The organism is Pseudoalteromonas sp. SW0106-04 (assembly GCF_001293805.1).
GTDB classification, from domain to species: domain Bacteria; phylum Pseudomonadota; class Gammaproteobacteria; order Enterobacterales; family Alteromonadaceae; genus Pseudoalteromonas; species Pseudoalteromonas ruthenica.
Map to the genome: position 1 here is coordinate 141686 of NZ_BCAI01000008.1, position 19789 is coordinate 161474.

The following is a 19789-nucleotide window of genomic DNA, read 5'->3' on the forward strand; positions in this document are numbered from 1 at the left end:
CTCATTCCTCAATGCTACAAAGCGCTTGGCGTACCTTGCCCGATGCGGTTTTTTCTAGTTGTGATACCGGTGTTACTTTCACCTGCATGCTTTGACCCAAGCGTTCCTTGGTATTGCTTATTAATTGCTGGCGCTGGTGCTCATCAAAGCGCCTATCATCTATTTGCACTCTAACCTCGAGCGCGCCTGGGCGATGTTGCACAAACTGACACCCCAGTAAGCCGTCAACCCCTTTGGGAATATGGTTAAGCACGTAGACCTTCTGCCCTTGTTCAGCCACCAAGTAATCCCCTTGGCGGCCCTCAATGGCGCTGATAACAGGATAATGACGACCACACGGACAGCTTTGTTCATCGCTCAGCTGGACAAAATCGCCCGTGCGATAGCGAATGAGTGGAAATAAAGAGTTGTTAAGGTTGCTTCCGATCAGTTCATAACGATTACCATCGATATGGTGCAACTCAACTTCAGCGTAATCGTTGAGAAGGTGGTAGTTACCATGCTCACAATTGGCTATCGCTGCAACACGCTCAAATAGACCATACCAATCAAATACTTTGCACTTAAAGCGTGACTCAATCAGGGCTCTGTCTTCGGCGCTTAAAGATTCTGATGAGGTGATGACTGACTTTAATGGCGCGGGGTAGTAGGTATCACAACTTTGTAAATATTTTGCCAAGCTGACAATCGACGACGGGTAGGCTTGGATAACATCGACACCAAACTCGACCATGGCGTCGATGTAGCTCGCCATATTAGCTGTGGTTAAATGAAAGGAAGACAGCATGATCATATCTTCGAACCACGAATAACGCCAAAACGGCGCCTTTCGTTGCTCACTTGGGACGATCATATCTCCGCGAAGCCACGCTCGCTTATCTCCTTTTTGATACCCCGCCCACTGTCGGTGGCGATTAGTAAAAGCTCGCTCACGCATGACCGATTCTTTCGATTGGTAAATCACTAAAGGACTGCCTGTGGTACCACTGGTCGCTCCTTTGATCTTGACCCCTTGATGTTCAGAGTCTAGAAAATCACGGTGCTGAGCTTTGACAGTGGCTTTATCAATCACACTGTATTGCCCTAAATCAGTGCCTTTATCGCGATAAAAAGGAACTCGGCGAGCCGCGTGTGTAAGCATTTTTTCAAGCCGCGCTTGGCGATAGGCGTCGCATTTGTGCACGTCGTATTGCAACTGTTCAAGCTGCGCTGTTAGCGAGCGAGTGTGTCGGTTATCCCGCAGCTTCTGACGTAAACCACCATAGACCGAGGCCAACACATTTTGCAGCCAAATCGGACTGCGCTTGTACATACGAGAGGTATACATTTACACCGTCCCCCGCGCATCTGAGAGAGTGATAAATTGACCTTGACGCTGTGCTCGTTTAAGCGTGTATGCAAAAGGAGAAAACCATGAATAGTCTTTGGCATGTCCAATAAGTACGGTGCTAGACAAGCACTTTTGCTGCGCCAAAGCTAAAAATCGCTGTACTTGTGCTCGGCTACTTAGACACACATCGAAGTTACTGTTTGTCAATTTGTGTGGCTGCAAAGGAGCAGCCGGCTTAACGCTACGCTGATAACCAATGCGCTTTAATTTTTTATTAACTAACCGCGTGTATAAACGCGCCAGAGAGATTTTTTCTGGCAACGAGCTGCGCAGCGTAAGCAACGGGTACTCGATGACTTGTGTAGGCTCATCACTGCCGGGCATAGGATGAGGTAAGAATGAATCACAGTCGGTATAGTCGTATTGACACAAGGCCTTATTGGCGTAAAAGCCCGGGCACAAAGATGATTCTGTATCAAAGCCTGCTGCGCTTAGTGCTTTCACACTCTGCGGATTAAAGCCGATATTGTAGCCACCGGCACGAAAAGCATGACAACGATATTCGCTGTTGAGGGGCTGAATTAATGCTTCCAAAAAGGCTTTACCGGCGAGCAATAAATCAAGCTGACCAGGAGTGCCATCAGCACTGGTTCGATAAGGCAAGGCTGAAAATCGCCACCAGTCAAAGTTGAGCTGCCATTGTCCTTGACGGTACTGTGCTTGATACCATTGAGGGTGCAGGTGTAATTGTAAGTCGTGACCTAGAGACACCATACGCTCGAGCTGGGCTTTAATATGCTTGGCATCGTCGATAAAAACAGGGTTGCCGCTGTCGGCTTCTTTAAAAATCGCTTCGAGCTCAAGATATTCGATGAAAAAAGTAGCGCGTATTCCCAAACGTTGCATGGTTTTGAGCATTTTGTCTGTGGGCGTGACCAAGTGCTTAAACACATCGCCCTTGCCACTGCCAAACAACTCATAATCAAACGTCAAAATGTACTTCATTAGCTCTTCTTCCTTGAGATGTTTTGCGCGAATAGCTGCTGGCAATGCGGCAACAGTTTAGAGTTGTCGATAGCATAACAAGGCGAAACTAAACGCTGACTTAAGGTAACCAATTGGGGACAATGCAAATCAAAAAATGTGCTCGACTCCATCAGCGGCTCGCGAATGTCATGCACAAAAGTGGTTACGCTATGTTGTTTGCCTTCATTAATCACCGTGGCTGCAAAGGGCTTGTCACCATAGAGATACCCCAGGTCTTGCTCGTACAGGTCTTCAGCGCAGTGCACCATCGAACAATTACGTACGCCCAAACCGATGGACTTGGAGTGCTCCAATTGTGCCAGCAAGTAATAGGGGCTGTGCGCGTCATAAGGCGTCTGGCTATGCTGGTGATGAGCGGTAATTAATCGGCTGTGTTGGCCCCAAGCGGCAACAGCTTTGATAGGGTGGATACTGATGTGACTGTGCTCATCATCAGCTAGAGTTTGCGCCAATACCCCGGTGCCACAACGCACATGTGCGCTATCAAAAATACGCCCAGCCTTTAGCCAATCTTGCGACAACCCTGGCGGGTAAAATGGCATGGCCAAGGTCCCTGTAGGGCCGACAATTTGCTTTAGTAGCTCGAGCAATTGCTGGGGAGTAAAATCAGCATGCAAAAACCCAAAACCACAGTGCACTAACAATGCATCCCCTTGCGCTATCTGCAAATCATCGAGCAACACCGCTCGCATCTGCGCCAGCGTGGTTTTAGGTTGCGCGTTTAAAGCCTGACGTTGGCGACGGTACTTTATTTGCCGTAAATGGGCATAAATAGACGATGACTTAAGTCGCGCAAGCATGGCTAGCTCCTTGGGCCCGAGTCGATTGTTGGGCTTTTTGTTGAAGTTTTAAAGCACAGAACAAGGCACAGTAAAGTAGTAACAATACCGGTGTTTTTGTTGTTAATGAGTTATTGGTTACCCCCACAATCATAAACACACCAATCGCGGTACGGCTGACTAAGTTCCCGTGATAAAAGAAATAACCTAGGGGCAAGAAAGCGGCGATAAAAAGCGGCACAGCCCCAATCAAGCCAAAATTAAAAATCCATCCTACGAGGTAGTTTTCAATAACCGAGATATCAATATAAAACTCGATAGCCGCCATCAAACTCGCTGAAGCGCCGAACACCCACTCTTTTGGGCTCAACTGCTCAAGCAGATAAAACACATCTAAACGCGCTGTAGCACTGTGATCGATATACATTTTCGAAGCGATACGTTCGGTGATCCCCGACTCAATAAGCACCACAATAAAAGCAATAAAGGCGAAATAGCCGAGCATCATAAGTACCGCTAGATACCGCCTGTCAACGGCCACACCATGGGTTAAAAATCGCCACAATGCGGGCACGGCACACACTAAGGCGCCAAGGCAAAAGAGTGCTAACGCTGCCCGCCCACCAAAAGCAAACAGCGCCAAAATCACGAGCCCGATATAAGCAAAAGCAGGGAGTCGAGTGTAGGTGCAGAGCAACAAGGCTAAAGCCACGGTGATCAGGGCATTGTTCAGGGGGTGTGTCATCAATGCGGTTGAGCGAAAAAAAGCAAAGGAGTCAAACTCAACGCTTACTATACGAGTATTTAACACGTACTCCCCCACCGCAAGTAAGGAATTAAACAGCAACAAGTAAGCAAGTAGCACCAAAATACGCTGCAACTGCGAGTGTGATAATTGCGCGAGTAGTACCAACAACAACAATGGCGCTAAAAAGGTATTAACCATATAGGCCATGCCTGACGTGCCTTGTGTGGCTAGGCCATAGACGATAACAGCGCTTAGAGCGATAAATGACCACCACCAAATAGACGCTAACTGACCTAATTCAGCAACACTTGCTGCCATGCCTCTGCTCAACACCAATAACCCAAATAACGCCAGTAAAATGTATGCATAAAGGTGTATTTTAACCACCGGCGAGCCGCCTTCTGATACGTAGGCGATACCGAGATTTTCAAGCAGGTAGCCACCGAGTACCACTGCACTGAATAAGGCTAATTGTAGGTATTTTGCTAATTTAATCTCAGACACTGCGCCGCCTCCAGTTGAGGCTCTGGCTACGTATAGCGAAGGTATTGAGTAACCAGTGCATCAGCACATAGATAGTGATCCCTGCCAGTACACCAATAACAAGCTGCTGCCAAGGCGCAAGTGATACAAGGGTGCTCAACAATGTATAAAGCACTGCGCCCATCACCGTTGTCGCCAGTAGCGTTTTATAAAGCTGTGCTGGCCAGGTAAAGTGGTAACGGTAATAACGCCCAGTTATCAACGACAGCAAGGCTGCAACACACATAGCAATAAGCAATGCCAATGCTGCACCTAACGCACCTAGCTTGGGTACCCATGTAAATGCTAAAGCGAGCTGCAAGGCAAAGCCTACAGCAGTGATCAGCGGTAGCCATTGAGTGCGCAACCTAAACTGTAAGCCATGGTCTAAATAGTGGCCGCGTAGGTTCAAAATAAAGGTGGCGGCGGCAATAGCATAAAATACGCGTAAATCTAGCTGCTGATAGCGCTCACCTAAAAACACAGTGATCAGTGGCTGTGCCAGTAAACACAGCCCGGTAAGCGCCGGTATCGCTAACGCACACAAATACCCACCATAGCGGCTATGAGCCTGACGCAATTGCTGCGGTTTGTCAGTGAGTTTGGTCAGCTCTGGATACAACGGCAGAGCCACGACCATAAACACCAGTGCCATTAAGCCCACTAACAAGTTGGCTATGCCGGCGTAGAGCCCAGCTTGCTCTAACGAGGTAAGCTGAGCAATGACGATACGGTCACTGCGTGTTGCCAATACTCCGAGGGCACCGGTAAACATAAAAGGCAAACCATAGTGTAGAAACTCTCGGCGCAGCACCGGTGTGCCCTTATGTCCCTGAGGGTTTCTACGCAAAGTAAATAACAAGGCGATGGCGTTACTCGCTACCAAAGCAATTAAGGCGCTATGCAGGGCACCATCAAGCCACAGGCAACCTAAGGTAAGCACCACGGATAACACCGCTTGGGTCAAGGCCGCATAACGATAACGATTAACTTGCTCACACACTCGAGCGCGCTCAAGGTAGTAGGTGTATGTTCCTTTGGCAACGAACAGCAGAGCAACCCAAAGCATATTGCTCCATGAAAATAGCGAAAACACCCACAAGCATAAGGCTACAACCAGTACCGCTACCGCTGCAAATAACCATAACAACGAGCTACTGAGGCACAAAAGTTGTTCACGCTCTGGACTTTGTGCACTGGGGTAAAAGCGTAGCAGTGCAGTGTTAATCCACTGCGCAAACATAGAGCGTGTGCTTTCCATGATCACCAGCAGTACTGCCAAAAGACCGTATTCGCTTACCGCGAGAAACCGAGTTTGTATGGCTATGAGCGCAAACACACTCAATGCTGAAAATATCTGTACTGGGGCGTAGCTGAGTAACTTATTAAACACCCGCTAGCTCCTTGTACAACTGCTGATACTGGGCATTGACTCGTTGCGCCGAAAAAGCGTCGGCAATGAGCTGAGGCTCAGCACTGCCCCTGCCCTCGAGCACCTGACTAACTCTTTGCACCGCAGCGTCGATATCATTGCTATCGATAAACGCACCACCCGCACTGATGAATAACTGTGGCTGCTCAGCCAATACACCCACGCGCGTCGAGACCACGTTAAGACCAGCAGCGACCATTTCCAAAGGGGCCAAGCCAAAAGTTTCCTCTTGTGAACAAAACAAGCCCACATGTGCTTTGGCATAATGCTGCGCCACCTCAGACATTGATAAGACACCGGTAAATTGCACGTTAGCCGAGATCCCAAGCCGCTCGATTTGAGCGTCTAACTCCGCTTTATAGTCATGATCACGTACCGGGCCGATAATACACAAATTCACCTCACGGCTTTGATTTAGCTTCGCCACAATATCAATAGCGACATGAATGCCTTTTTTCCGGTGGATCATTGCACAGGTCACTAAGGTGGGGGTGTTAAACTTCTCTATTGACGCTGTATTTACAGCAAAAAAAGTGGGATTAATGGGGTTTGCAACGACCTCTGCATTTATTCCTGTTTGCTGGGCAATACACTGTCGCAGCTGCTCGCCTACACAGGTAACTTTATTCGCCCTATGGCGTGACAAGCTCGGCAGAATACGCTCATAGAGCAAGTCATTGAGCATGGACACTGACTTACGTCCTAACTTTCCAAACGAATGCACTGTCACCATTTTCGCAATGTGTTTGGGCACGCCAAGCAACAACGACCAATAGTGACTGTGCACCACATCCGCACGGTGCGCCCGGCAAAACTTGCGCACTTGCCAGCACTGATAAATCACGCCAGGTACTGGCACTCCCGCGATCTTGCCCTTGCTAGGTACAAAGGTCACATGCACTTGTTCGCTTAAGCGATAACGCGTGAAATACTGTGCTGAAGACTGACCAACTTTCAACGCGAGCACTTCGTACTGACACCCGGGCGTTGGCATCGCGATGAGTGCTTGCAATAACTGCTGGCACACACTATCGACGCCCCCAGCGTTATCGCTGCCCCATTCAATGGTGCTTAACGGTGCAACAATCACTACTTGGGTCATGAATTAACCTGCACTGGATTTGCAATATAGGTTGCCTCACCATGTTCGCGCACCACTTTAGCCGGGTTTCCGACAACGGTGGCATGCGCAGGTACATCCTTGATCACCACAGCTCCCGCGCCTACCTGAGCACCATCGCCAATATGTACGTGTTCAACCACACTGGTGTGTGGTCCAATGTATACATTGTCACCAATCTGCGCTGCGTGACCATGGTTTGAACCAATCACGGTATAAGGGCTTAAATTACAGTTAGCGCCAATTTTAGCGCTGGCATTAACAATAATGCCGGTGCCATGACCTAAGTACAGCCCAGGCCCGACCTGCACTTCCTTGGGCAACTGAATCTGATACCGTACTGATAAATGTTTATGCATCAACCGCGCAAAGCCGCGCATCAGTGCGCTGCGAGCACGACACAAGCGAAACCAAAACACATAGTTGAACGAGGGGTTCACTAATAAATGCTTGATCAGTAACACCCTAGAAACCCGCCCGGTTTGCCGATATAAATCGGCCTTAATGAGCTGCTTAGGTGTCATCACGCCAACACACCTCGGGTATCAATCACCACTTTACGGGCAAACTCGGTTTTGTCGGCATTTTTAAATTGCTTATGATCAACCAGTACAACGACGATATTTGCAAGCTCTAGCGCCTGCTCCAAGGAAGTCAGTTCAACCCCTTGGGCACCAAGGTGACTAGGAAGCTCATCGATGTTCGGTTCAACAGCCAAAACGGCACCGATTTGCTGTTGCGCTAAGTCACTGACAATGTCTAAAGCGGGGCTTTCACGTAAATCGTCTATATCAGCCTTAAATGACAGACCAAGGCAAGCAATAACCGGGCGCTTAAACTCATCCGCCGCTTGCTTTATTTGCTCAACCACATAGCTTGGCTTGCCGTCATTGACCAAGCGCGCTTGTTTAATCAGCTTTGCCTGCTCGGGAGCACTGCTAACAATAAACCAAGGGTCGACTGCGATGCAGTGACCCCCCACCCCTGGACCGGGATTAAGGATATTGACGCGGGGGTGGCGATTGGCCAAGCGAATGAGTTCCCACACGTTGATTTTTAGCTTGTCACAGATCAACGATAATTCGTTGGCAAAGGCGATATTCACATCGCGGAAAGAGTTTTCGGTTAACTTAGCCATTTCTGCGGTGCGTGCATTAGTGATAATACACTCGCCACGAACAAAGTTTTCATACAGCTCAACGGCGCGTTTTGAGCATGCTTGCGACATACCACCAATGACGCGGTCATTGGAAACTAGTTCCTGTAGTACGTAGCCAGGTAGTACGCGCTCTGGACAATGGGCAATTTTAATATCTGCGTTGTCACCCACTTGCTGTGGAAAGCTCAAATCTGGACGCGCTTCGCTTAACCAAGCAGCGAGTTGTTCGGTGGCCCCAACCGGAGAGGTCGATTCAAGAACCACTAGATTGCCTTTTTCCAGCACCGGCGCAATCGCTTGCGCCGCACTTTGGATATAACTTAAATCGGCCTCCACTGGTCCACTGTCATTATCTTTAAAGGGAGTAGGCACCGCGACCATAAACGCATCCGCTCGCTGAGCTTCGGTCGTTGCTCGCAGATTGCCGGTGGCAACCACACCGCGTACCACAATGTCTAAATCAGGCTCAACGATATGGATTTTCCCTTCATTGATGGTATCCACTGCTTGCTGATTTACATCGACACCAATGACATTAATGCCCCGCGAGGCGACAACGGCGGCGGTAGGCAGGCCAATATAGCCCAAACCGATAACTGAAACTGTTTCAAAATTCATAGTAACTATCCTTATTGGGCATGAAAGTGAGCGCCGATGGCATCGGCAATGCGTTGACTGGCTTGACCATCACCGTAGGGGTTATGAGCACGGCTCATACGCTGGTAGGCCTGCTCATCAGTCATTAAACGTTCAACGGCAGTGAAAATGGTTTGCTCATCAGTGCCAACCAACTCGACTGTGCCCGCCGCCACCGCTTCTGGGCGTTCGGTGGTATCACGCATAACTAATACAGGCTTGCCAAGGCTTGGAGCTTCTTCTTGCACGCCGCCAGAGTCGGTCACAATAAGGTGCGCACGATTCATTAAATAAACAAAGGGAAGGTAATCCAATGGCTCAATAAGTGAGATATTTTCCAAGCCTTGGAGCAGACGATTAACCGGCTCACGCACTTGCGGATTCATGTGCATAGGATAAACAATCCGGCTTTGTGGAAAGCGCTTAGCAATGCGCGCCAATGCCTGACAAATACGCTCGAAGCCGCCACCGAAACTTTCTCGGCGATGCCCGGTCACTAAAATCACTTTCTCGTCTGCGGCCAATGCTAATTGCTGCTGCAACTGTTCGCTAAGACTTGGCTCGGTGTTGACCTTATCGACAACATCGAGCAACGCATCAATTACCGTATTACCGGTTACGTGCACGTTGCTCGGGTCAATATTTTCCTTCAGTAAGTTGTTCTTTGACGTGTCTGTTGGCGCAAAATGCAGCTGTGTCAACACGCCTGTAAGCTTACGGTTCGCCTCCTCAGGCCACGGCGAATATAAGTTCCCGGTGCGCAGCCCTGCCTCTACATGGCCGACGGGAATTTGCTGATAGAACGCCGCCAAACTCGCCGCGAAGGTGGTGGCGGTATCACCATGCACTAATACGATATCGGGTTTAAATTCATCAAGCACAGGAGCTAAACCCTGCAAAATGCGACATGTCACATCATTGAGTGACTGCCCTTTTTGCATAATATCAAGATCATAGTCGGCTTTAATGGCAAAAAGAGCCATAACTTGATCGAGCATTTCTCGGTGTTGTGCCGTGATACACACGCGCGCCTCAAAGCGAGAGTCATTCGCCAAGGCTTTCACTACCGGCGCCATTTTGATTGCCTCAGGACGTGTACCAAATACACTCAGTACCTTAGTGGCCATATAAATCCTCTATTTTTTTAATTCGCTTAACAGGTGTTATGCCGATGCGCTGGCACTGTGCTTGGCTTGCTCGATGGCTAACATGCTTTCCAGTGCAGCTTGAAACTCGCTGCCAAACTGTTGGCTGCGCATGGCATAGTGCACATTGGCAATCATGTATCCGAGTTTAGAGCCACAGTCATGAGAGCGACCCTTCAAATGGAATGCCTCGACGGTTTGAAGTTGGCGAAGCTGATGTAGGGCATCAGTTAATTGGATTTCGCCACCGGCTCCTGGGGGCGTGTGTTCGAGCAGATCCCAGGTTTGCGCACTGAGTACATAACGGCCGGTTATCGCCAAACGGCTTGGCGCTTGTTGCTGTGAGGGTTTCTCTACCATGTCACGAATAACAGCGCTGTCACCCGCATGAATAGTCTTACCATCAATGTCTACGATGCCATATTTGTCGACATCAGTGGCTGCTACAGGCTCAACCATGATTTGCGAATGCTCACTGTGCTCAAAACGTGCAATCATCTGCGCAAGGTTTTCGCTGCGCAAGTTACACGCAAACTCATCAATAATCACATCAGGCAATAACACCGCGAACGGGTTTTCACCAACGATCGGACGCGCTGCTAATACCGCATGGCCTAACCCTAGCGGCTTGGCTTGGCGTACTGAAATGATAGTGACATCGTCTGGCACAATGCTGCGCACCTCTTCGAGCAAGCTACGTTTGACTCGTTTTTCCAACGTCGCTTCGAGCTCAAAGCTGGTATCAAAGTGATTCTCTACTGAGTTTTTTGAGGAATGAGTCACCAGCACAATTTCCTTGATCCCCGCCTCAACGGCTTCACGGACCACATGCTGGATAAGGGGTTTGTCCACTAATGGGAGCATCTCTTTAGGGATGGCTTTGGTCGCTGGGAGCATACGTGTTCCGAGACCGGCGACCGGTAATACCGCCTTTTGCACTTTCATATATATTTCCTTTGAAAACGGTGTGAGTGGCAAAACACTCAGTGAGCCCACTCCGTCCTTGGCACTGCACATCTAGTCGATAAGTACTAAACATTGTACTTGTTAACAAATAGATTTCAATAACTAGCACCAAAGAATTAGATTAAGTTTTTATTTCGCATGTACCTGTTGTACATTTAAGTGATATCATTCTGGGAATGAACGCAAACTTATAAGGGACTGCAAAATTGTAACCGGAATCAAAACAGCAGTAAGATTTGCTGTCGCAGTCGCCTTAAGTTGCACGGCTGCATTGACCTACGGACAATTGTTGCAGCCGCAGCAGCTCGTTGAGTACGTGCAAAATAAAGGGAACATTGGCGCATCAAGGCGGGCCCAACACTGGCTAGAGATGCTTGTTATGCAGCAACATGCAGATGCATGGCGCCAGCTGCAGAGCGTCAACCAGTTCTTTAATGAAGTGGTGGCCTACCAAAGTGATGAAACGCTGTGGCATCAAAGTGACTATTGGGCCACACCGGCTCAACTGCTGATCCAAGGTGCCGGTGATTGCGAAGATTACGCCATCGCCAAGTTTTTTACCTTGGTTAGTTTAGGCATCCCCGATGAGCAGCTACGCTTAATGTATGTGCGCCATTTAACGCTTGATCAACCACATATGGTAGTGCTGTATTTTGATGGTCAAGATGATGAGCCTTACGTACTTGATAATTTTGATAATCGTATTGTCAAAGCCAGTGAACGCGAAGATTTAAAACCGATTTATAGTTTCAATGGCCAAGGATTATGGTTGGCTAAAGCGCAAAACCTCAGTGGCCAAGCCACTGGCAGTCGAGTGTCTGCTTGGGAGGAGTTGATTAAGCAGATCGAACAGGAATCAGCGAACAAGGAGTGAAAAGTCAATGAACAAACCAAGGATGAGTTTACAAACTCAAGTCTACGCCCTCATCGTGTTACTGGGAATAATCACTTTTGCAGTGAAGTTAAAGCTTAGTAGCGAACAAACCCAAGCCTTTTATCAGCAACAAATGGCGACGCACGCTCGTGACACCGCGACCAGTTTAGGTCTGGCTATTTCACCCTATTTAAATGAGCGCGAGATGATGGTGGCACGCACCATGGTTCAAGCTATTTTTGACTCTGGTTACTATGCTCAGATAGAGCTTAAGGATGATCAAAATAAGTCGCTTGTTAACCTCAATCACAACCCCGAAATACAAGGGGTGCCATCATGGTTTATGCGCCTATTTCAGCTCCAAGCACCGACCTACACCAAGGAGCTCAATAGTGGTTGGAAAGTGGGTGGCTTTTTAAGTGTCACCACGCATCCAGGTGCTGCATACATCGAGCTTTGGCAGCAGGTGAAACAAGCGGCAATCAGCTCAGCAATAATTTTAGTGATTGCTCTGAGCCTTGCTTATTTCGTGCTGCGCTCGGTATTCAGGCCACTGCGAAAAGTAGAACAGCAGGCACAGCGCATTGGCCAAAAACAGTTTGTGCAAAACAACGCGAGTCCGAAATCTCGAGAGCTGTTCTCTGTCACTAAAGCGATGAATGACATGGTGACAAGTATTCAGCGTACCTTTGATGCGTTAACCAAACAAAGCGATGCCTACTACCGCCAAGCATATCGTGATGAGTTAACTGGGTTGGGCAATCGTCGCGCCTTTGATAACCAACTTAGCGCCGTGACCGAACAGCTGCAAGATGAGCATACCCACAGCGTGGCTATGGTCACCTTGCCTAGCCTGCAATTAATCAATGAACATCATGATTACCGCCAAGGTGACGCCTACGTGCTTGCGGTGTTGGAAGTCATCAAACGCTACCTCGCCCACCTAGGTGACTATCATATCTATCGCATCAGCGGTGGTACATTTACTATTCATATGCCCTACCCTTGCGACTTTGTTGCTGAGACATTATCGCGCTTACATCACAGCCTTCAAAAAGAGCAGCACCATCGTTATGAGAAGGGCTTTGCACATTTGAGTATTGCCTCCGTTAACAGCTGCAGTACCGTGGGCAGTATACTGAGTGAACTGGATACCGCCATTTCAACAGCGAGCCCTGACAAGCCGGCAATGTGTCACACACACAATTTAGTGCAATCGCAAAGCCAATGGCGAGAGACCATTGTGAGAATTATTGAGCAAGGTAATTTTAGTTATTCATTTCAACCCGTTCGCAAACAACAGCAGCAGCAAGCCCATTATTTTGAGACCTTCGTGCGCATTAGCGACCAAGGGAAGTCTATTGATAACCAACAACTATTTGCCATGGCTGAGCGCCTCGGCTTAGCGTGTGAGTTAGAGAAAAAGCTATTCCAAGCTTTTATTAACTTTCGTAATACCCATACGGAGTTAGCCCTTGCAGTAAACCTAAGTAAAGAGGCGTTTTACAATGAAGATTTTATTACTTGGGTGTGTCGTCAGGCTCATCATTACGGGTGCTTACGCCACAACACAGTGTTAGAAATAGGTGAAGCCACCCTATTGGCCGATATCGCCATGGCCAAGAATGTGTTGGCGCGACTGAAAGCATTCAATATTAAAGTGTGTATAGAGCACTTTGGTTCCAGCCTTACCTCATTTAGGTATTTGCGTGACCTCAATATAGATTACGTGAAGGTGGATGCGGCCTATACCAAGGACTTACAGCAGAACGATGATGCACTTGCTTTGTTACGCTCCATAGTCACCACTTGCACAGGAATTGGAATAAAAACAATTGCCTGTCATATCGAAAATGCGGTGAGCTTTGACAAAGCTATGCAGCTGCAGTTTGACGGTCTGCAAGGAAACTACATAAAGCCGCCGATGCAATTAGAAGAAGGCCCCGAACAGGCTATCTTCAACTTTCAAACACGAACATTATAGCGATAAAGGAGTCGATCATGAAAAAGACCGGTTTAGTGCTGTGCACAGGGATGATATGCGCCATGATGATAGGCAATGCGCACGCTGTCGAAGCGACCGCTAAAAGCGATGCGATTATTACTGAGGCTATCGACCAAGGGCAGCCACTCAGTGCACAAATTACCGCACTTATGAGCCGCTACCCAGCATTAAAAGCGGCTTTGGTTAATTCTGCTATCACCGCTGTTGGGGCTGATACCAGCGCAGCCAATGAGCTATTTTCCCGAGCCCTAGTCCACGTGGGCGTGACCTCAGATGAGGCCATGAATATCGTTGCAGCGGCGCTCAGTGCAGGCATGAACCCTGATAATGTGACCGCGTTAGCTATTGCCAACAATATGGATGCAACCTTAGTGTCACAAGCAACTGCAGCCGGGCCGGCAACAGCCCCAAACTTCGCACCATCCCCCATCGTCGGTCTCGGTGGTTCAGGCGGGGATGGCGGAATTTCTGAGTCAAACCAATAAGCGTTGATTCTTCAGTGTTAAGCCTGTCTCTGAAGACATCCGAAAGCTCGGATAATCGCCTTAAAGCGCATGGTTCACGTGCTATCTTTGCGCTGCTACTCATCATCTTATTTATAGCCCCCTTTTTATTAGGGGGCTTTCGTCTTTGGGCCAGTGCATTATTGTGCCTAGCTCTCGCTGTAGTCAGCGCTTTGCATTGTGCTTATGCTATGATAACTCAACAACCGCTATGGAATATAAATAAGACACACCGCTGGCTTATCATCCCCATGCTAAGTTGTGTGTTTGTAGTGGCTATGCAGGATGTACTAGAGCTGAGCGCCAGCCCCGGTGCGACCAGGCATGCTTTGCTGGTCACGGTAGCACTGACCCTTTACGCCGTTTTGCTGCTCACTTACTGCACTAGCTATCAACGATTGCGGGCACTGGTCGTGTTATTGGTGATAACCGGGTTGGTGCAGGCAAGTTATGCCTGTATTTTGGTGTTAAGCCCTGACTTACCTAGCCTAGTCTTACAGTGGCAACGCAACGATAAAGCCTTCGGTAGTTTCACCTACCAGAACTTTTTAGCTAATTACCTTGGTTTGGTTTTAAGTTTAGGCGTTGGGCTCATCATCGCTCAGCTAAGCACCGGACAAAATCCTCTCAGCTTTAAACGTCTGATCCAGGTATGGTTAAGCCCCAAATTAATGATTCGCTTAGCATTAATGGTTATGGTTATCGCGCTTATCCTGACCCGTTCACGCATGGGCAATGCTGCTTTTTTCATTGCCTTGGCCTTAGCCTGTTTATTAGCCCTGTTTTTTTACCGCAAGCCCTCAAAGCAATTTAAATGGTTAATTTTTAGTTTTTTTGTGCTTGATTTCATTCTTATTGGCGCACTGTTCGGGGTTTCCCAAGTGAAGGAACGTTTGAGTAACACCGCTTTGCTTTTCGAAAGCCGTGATGAAGTGCTTCGTGACGCATGGACACTGCTGTTCGAACACCCTTTTTTAGGCCATGGTGCGGGGAGTTTCTACACGGTATTTCCAAGTGTCCAACAAGGGCCCTACTCAGGATATTACGATAACGCCCACAATGACTATCTGCAGTTTTTAATTGAGCTTGGTTGGCCTGCTAGCATTGCCTTGGCAGTGGCGATTGGTGGTTGCTTATGGGTCTCGGTACAAGTAATGAAAAAGCGCAGAACGCGGCTTTATCAGGGGCTCGCATTCGGAGCAATCGCCGCCATTATATTTATGTTATTGCACGCAAGTGTAGATTATTCTCTGCAAGCAATGGCCAATGCGCTCACTTTTATTACCGTGTTATGTATTGGGCTATTATGCAAAACCTTATCACCGCCTGTGCTTGCCCGTAATTAGCGTTTATACACTTACTTACATTTGAATGTTGGCGAGGCATTAAAAGTTATGTCACTGTAAAGAAGTCATCTTGGGCCTGTACTTGCGTGAGTAGCTGGCTCCAAGGCAAATACCAGTGACAATACATAACAATAATGAGGTTTAACGTGACAGGAAGACACTTGCCAATTAAAAGTGCCATCGCCGCAGTGCTTTTGCTAAGCAAACCAGTATGGGCTGACGCTTTTAGTGAACACCATCTTGATGTTGACTTTAATATTACTCAGGCCCCTATTAGCGCCGATATTTCGCCTCATCCGGGTAAAGAGATAATCGCGATTGGCCGCAGCAGCGCCAAAGCACAGCAAGTGGCCGTTCTGGCCTTGGTTGACGGGACACTAACCCAGGTGGACCGCTTTGCCATTGGTGAGCAGTATTTTGCCTATGACATTGGCAACGACCCACAGGGCAAACACACCCTGTATTTCCTCGCCAAAGACCATGTTGGTCGTTATCAGTATCCACAAGGCCCTTCAGAGCCAAGGTTATTGTCCTATCTCGAAGTCAGCTCCGTATTCCAAATTCAACGCAGTAACTTTATGCGCCGCATGCCATTTATATTTGATTTTAATGGCGATGAAAGTGCTGATGTGATGCTGCCTAACTTTAATGAGTTACAGGTGTGGTTTAGCCAGCAAGATAAAGCGCACAAGCTCTCCAAATTGGCTATTACCGGCCAAAACGTATTGACTCGCGATGGCTTGAGTGTGACTCCGGCACAAACCTTTACCTTAGATATTAATAACGATGAGCGCATGGATATTGTTCACCTCACCGCCGGCCAGCTGCACATTTACACTGCTGCCAAGCGCCATTTTGACCACCAAGCAGTGGCCATTCGCGAGGATATTCACGCCATTGATTGGTGGGATCAACTCGATGATGATGGCCGCTCTTTGGACCAAAGCGATCTCAACTACCGTAAGTTGGAGCGCTTTGAAGACGTTAACGGCGATGGGATAGTGGATATGGTGGTGCGCTATACCCAAAGCTCTGGCGTGCTAGATAGAAAAAACGACTACGAGATATTTTATGGCAAAAACACCGCTGATGGCGAGCTTCGTTTTGGTGCGCAGGCCGATACCACAGTGCGTGCAGAAGGCACACTCACCGGTCTTGAGCTGCAAGATATTGATGGTGATGGCCGCAAAGAAGTGATGGTATCCAGTTTTGAGTTAGGGGTCTCGCAGGTAGTCTCTGCGCTGCTAGCAAGTAGCATTGACCAAGACGTGCTGCTCTATCGCCAAAATGCGCAAGGACAATACCCGGAACAGCCGAGCATGGACTATGAAACCGAAATGGGCTTTAGTATCAGCAAAGGCCGCGCCAGCGAACCCTTGGTGAAACTCGCCGATATTAGTGGCGATGGCATTCTTGATTTACTACTTTCTGAGGACAGCGATGAGCTTATTTATCGCTTCGGTAACAAAGACGGTGGCTTCTCCCGCAAAAGCAGTCAAGATATTGCCTTGCCACAATCCGCAGCGCAGATTAGCCATGCCGATATCAATGGCGATAATAAAGCCGACCTTATCGCCTATTATGGCAAACTCGATAGTGCCGAGCTGCACAAGCGCTTAACCCTGTTGGTCGCTAAATAACTAGCTACGTAATCACAGGCAGCGCGTTGTTTATGGCCGCGCTGCCTGAGAAAACCATTAAAAGTTAAGCACCATCGGCGCTATCACTAAAGTTACCAGCGTGATCAGCACAATGGCAATAATGTTCAAAGCAAAGCCTGCACGGATCATATCGGTAATTTTTATCTCCCCCGAGCCAAATACAATCGCATTCGGTGGCGTCGCCACCGGCATCATAAAGGCGCAACTGGCGGCAACCGCAGCGGGCACCACCCACACTAAGGGCGTACCAGTAATCGACTCTGCCACCGGCCCAAGTAAAGGCAAAAACCCGGCGGCCGTCGCCGTATTGCTGGTGATCTCGGTTAAGAAAGTAATTAACGCGGCCACCACGAGAACACTTATCACCAACGGCATCGCACTGGCGCCACTAAGCAGATTAGCAATGTAATCAGCCAGGCCTGAGCTTTTTATCTGCGCCGCTAAGGTCAAGCCGCCACCAAAGAGCAACAAAATCCCCCAAGGCACGTTTGCCGCGTTTTGCCAGTCTAAAACCCGCTCTTGAGAGTGCTTTTCTGCCGGTAACATAAACAGCAGCAACGCTGCAGCAATAGCAATACCGGTATCTGATATCGCCAGCCCGGTGATATCAGCGAGCACTGGGCGCAACACCCAGCTCACCGCCGCTAAGGCAAAGACCGCGAGGACACTTTTCTCGGCCCGAGACATCGCTCCTAACTGCGCTAGTTGATTGCGAAACATGCCTTTGGTCTCTACTTGGCTGGCAGTTTTATCCACTTTATACATCACTTTCGTTAACCACAGCCAGGTTAGGGTCAGCATCACTAAAGCTAAGGGGACGCCTATCATCATCCAGGTAGCAAAGCCGATTTCGATGTTGTAACTGTCGGCTAGATAAGCAGCCATCAAGGCATTCGGAGGCGTGCCTATCAAGGTGCCAATACCACCAATGCTAGCGCCATAGGCAATACTTAATAGCAGCGCCTTGGCAAAATTATCACATTGGCTGCCATTATCTTTTAACAAGTGGACCACTGATAAAGCAATCGGTAGCATCATCACGGCTGTTGCGGTGTTTGACATCCACATTGATAAAAACGCGGTCACTGCCATCATCGCCATGATCTGCAAGCTTGGCTTGCTGCCCGCCAACAATAAGGTAGTCAGAGCAATGCGTTTATGCAGCCCCCAACGCTCCATGGCAATTGACAGTAAAAAGCCGCCTAAAAAGAGGTAAATAAGAGGATGAGCGTAAGGAGCTGCAACCGCCTTAATTGGTGCAATCCCAGCCAAAGGCACAATCACCAAAGGCAGCAACGAGGTGGCCGGAATAGGCACCACTTCGCTGACCCACCAAGATGCTAACCAAATTGTTAAGCCGGTAGTGCGCCACGCGGCCATAGACATCCCCGCTGGTGGGTCGAGCAAACAGGTCAACAACATGACGCATGGCCCGAAGGCCAACAACAGTTGACCTCGAAGTTGAGTAAATTTCGAATCTGACATGCTAAGACCTCTTAGAATTTATATTTTAGTCCAATTGCAGTACTGGTATCGGAGACTTGGTTGAGCTCAAGTTTAGTCGCTAAAAAGTAAAAAGATGTTTGCTTATCAACTATGTAGTCAACACCCGCTGAGAGCTGCTCGCTATCACTGTCATGACGAAGCTGGCTGGTATCACGCGCATATTGCAATTTAGGTTGCCATGCGTCACTGGCATAATAGCGCAAACTCACAAGCACACTGTTGCCGTCTTTATCGCCGGCTAAATTTTCACTGCGCTGCACCAGCACCCCACCTTGCAGTCGTTGCCATTGATACACCGCACTGACGCGCAACGCTTGAATATCAGCTAAGGCATCGGTGTAGCTTAGGGCTAAATAATAGGGGGTCTGCTTTAGGGCGCGATCGCCATAACTCAATAAGGCGGCGACGCCATTCTTTTCGGTTTTAGCGTCATCTTTCGGCGCAAAAGTCAGCGCCCATTGCCATTGTCCCCACTTTGGCGAGGTATAGGTAATACTATCGGCAATACGGTCTTGACCGCCTATTGTTTGCGCTATGTCGCTTTGGGTCTCATTGAATTGGTCAATTTTGCCCTCACTGTACTTAAAGCGGCTGTCATTACGGCCAAATAGCACTGTGCCGTAAGCTGATTGCACCCCTAAGTAAGTGTTGCGCGCACTGAATGGCTCACTGGTGTCGTCGCTTTCAAAGCCTTTCACCTGCACTTCGTATTTATATACCACTTGGGCTTGGGCACTGATATCGTGCTTGCCTTTTACGCCAATGCGCGAGAATGGCGCATCAATATGGGTGCCCTTATCGGTGTAACGCATCAACCCTTTATCGGTGTGCTCAAGTTGCACCTGTGCTTTACCATAAATGCTGTAGTCGCCGGCCACAGCGCCATGTGTAGCCACCCCAAGCATCACGCATGAATATAATGTTATTGGTCTTATCATAGTGTTGTCCTATTGTTGTCTGCAACACTACAATCAAGAACCTGACCAATTTTAATAACCTAATATAAACAA

The 19789-nt window shown here is 48.5% G+C and carries 17 protein-coding genes; 5 read left to right on the plus strand and 12 right to left on the minus strand.

Annotated features, from left to right (window positions below):
• Nucleotide 1 precedes the first annotated feature (1 nt).
• Genes W04_RS10895 through galU form a run of 10 tightly spaced genes read right to left on the minus strand, consistent with a single transcriptional unit; the run spans nt 2 to nt 10863 of the window.
• Nucleotides 2–1327, minus strand: a complete 1326-nt coding sequence (locus W04_RS10895; RefSeq protein ID WP_053910841.1) for a phenylacetate--CoA ligase family protein — start codon at nt 1325–1327, stop codon at nt 2–4.
• Nucleotides 1328–2335, minus strand: coding sequence for a hypothetical protein (locus W04_RS10900; protein ID WP_053910842.1), 1008 nt, complete (start codon nt 2333–2335; stop codon nt 1328–1330). It abuts the gene before it with no gap.
• Nucleotides 2335–3177 carry an AAC(3) family N-acetyltransferase gene (locus tag W04_RS10905; protein ID WP_053910843.1) on the minus strand — a complete coding sequence of 281 codons (843 nt, stop codon included), beginning with the start codon at nt 3175–3177 and terminating at the stop codon, nt 2335–2337. The genes W04_RS10900 and W04_RS10905 overlap by 1 nt, the downstream gene beginning before the upstream one ends.
• Nucleotides 3161–4408 (minus strand): VpsF family polysaccharide biosynthesis protein, encoded by a 1248-nt coding sequence (locus tag W04_RS10910; protein WP_053910844.1) that lies wholly within the window; start codon nt 4406–4408, stop codon nt 3161–3163. Before W04_RS10910 ends, W04_RS10905 begins: the two co-directional genes overlap by 17 nt.
• A complete protein-coding gene (locus W04_RS10915) occupies nt 4401–5819 on the minus strand; it encodes a lipopolysaccharide biosynthesis protein (RefSeq protein WP_053910845.1) in 1419 nt (472 codons plus the stop codon). The genes W04_RS10910 and W04_RS10915 overlap by 8 nt, the downstream gene beginning before the upstream one ends.
• On the minus strand, nt 5812–6960 hold the full coding sequence (locus W04_RS10920) for a VpsD family glycosyltransferase (protein ID WP_053910846.1): 1149 nt from the start codon (nt 6958–6960) through the stop codon (nt 5812–5814). The genes W04_RS10915 and W04_RS10920 overlap by 8 nt, the downstream gene beginning before the upstream one ends.
• Nucleotides 6957–7502, minus strand: a complete 546-nt coding sequence (locus W04_RS10925; RefSeq protein WP_157576410.1) for a serine O-acetyltransferase — start codon at nt 7500–7502, stop codon at nt 6957–6959. The genes W04_RS10920 and W04_RS10925 overlap by 4 nt, the downstream gene beginning before the upstream one ends.
• Nucleotides 7502–8755: a UDP-N-acetyl-D-mannosamine dehydrogenase gene (gene wecC / locus W04_RS10930; RefSeq protein ID WP_053910848.1), complete on the minus strand. Its 1254-nt coding sequence runs from the start codon at nt 8753–8755 to the stop codon at nt 7502–7504. Before wecC ends, W04_RS10925 begins: the two co-directional genes overlap by 1 nt.
• Nucleotides 8756–8766: 11 nt before the next feature.
• A complete protein-coding gene (gene wecB, locus W04_RS10935; protein ID WP_053910849.1) occupies nt 8767–9900 on the minus strand; it encodes a non-hydrolyzing UDP-N-acetylglucosamine 2-epimerase in 1134 nt (377 codons plus the stop codon).
• Nucleotides 9901–9936: 36 nt separating this feature from the next.
• Nucleotides 9937–10863, minus strand: a complete 927-nt coding sequence (galU, locus tag W04_RS10940; protein ID WP_053910850.1) for a UTP--glucose-1-phosphate uridylyltransferase GalU — start codon at nt 10861–10863, stop codon at nt 9937–9939.
• A 292-nt stretch (nt 10864–11155) separates the two neighbouring features.
• On the opposite strand from galU, the gene W04_RS10945 reads away from it, so the two are divergent.
• The 5 genes from W04_RS10945 (at nt 11156) to W04_RS10965 (ending at nt 17252) form a co-directional block, all read left to right on the plus strand.
• A complete protein-coding gene (locus W04_RS10945) occupies nt 11156–11758 on the plus strand; it encodes a transglutaminase-like cysteine peptidase (RefSeq protein WP_053910851.1) in 603 nt (200 codons plus the stop codon).
• A gap of 7 nt (nt 11759–11765) precedes the next feature.
• Nucleotides 11766–13742, plus strand: a complete 1977-nt coding sequence (locus tag W04_RS10950) for an EAL domain-containing protein (RefSeq protein ID WP_082342213.1) — start codon at nt 11766–11768, stop codon at nt 13740–13742.
• 17 nt (nt 13743–13759) lie between these two features.
• Nucleotides 13760–14248, plus strand: a complete 489-nt coding sequence (locus tag W04_RS10955; RefSeq protein ID WP_053910853.1) for a hypothetical protein — start codon at nt 13760–13762, stop codon at nt 14246–14248.
• Between the two features lie 209 nt (nt 14249–14457).
• Nucleotides 14458–15612 (plus strand): O-antigen ligase, encoded by a 1155-nt coding sequence (locus tag W04_RS10960; RefSeq protein ID WP_157576413.1) that lies wholly within the window; start codon nt 14458–14460, stop codon nt 15610–15612.
• 146 nt (nt 15613–15758) lie between these two features.
• Entirely contained in the window at nt 15759–17252 is a 1494-nt protein-coding gene (locus tag W04_RS10965; RefSeq protein WP_197275960.1) for a VCBS repeat-containing protein, read from the plus strand.
• A gap of 57 nt (nt 17253–17309) precedes the next feature.
• On the opposite strand, the gene W04_RS10970 is transcribed toward W04_RS10965, so the two are convergent.
• On the minus strand, nt 17310–18758 hold the full coding sequence (locus W04_RS10970; protein WP_053910855.1) for a DASS family sodium-coupled anion symporter: 1449 nt from the start codon (nt 18756–18758) through the stop codon (nt 17310–17312).
• Between the two features lie 11 nt (nt 18759–18769).
• Entirely contained in the window at nt 18770–19717 is a 948-nt protein-coding gene (locus W04_RS10975) for a porin (RefSeq protein WP_053910856.1), read from the minus strand.
• Nucleotides 19718–19789: the final 72 nt, after the last annotated feature.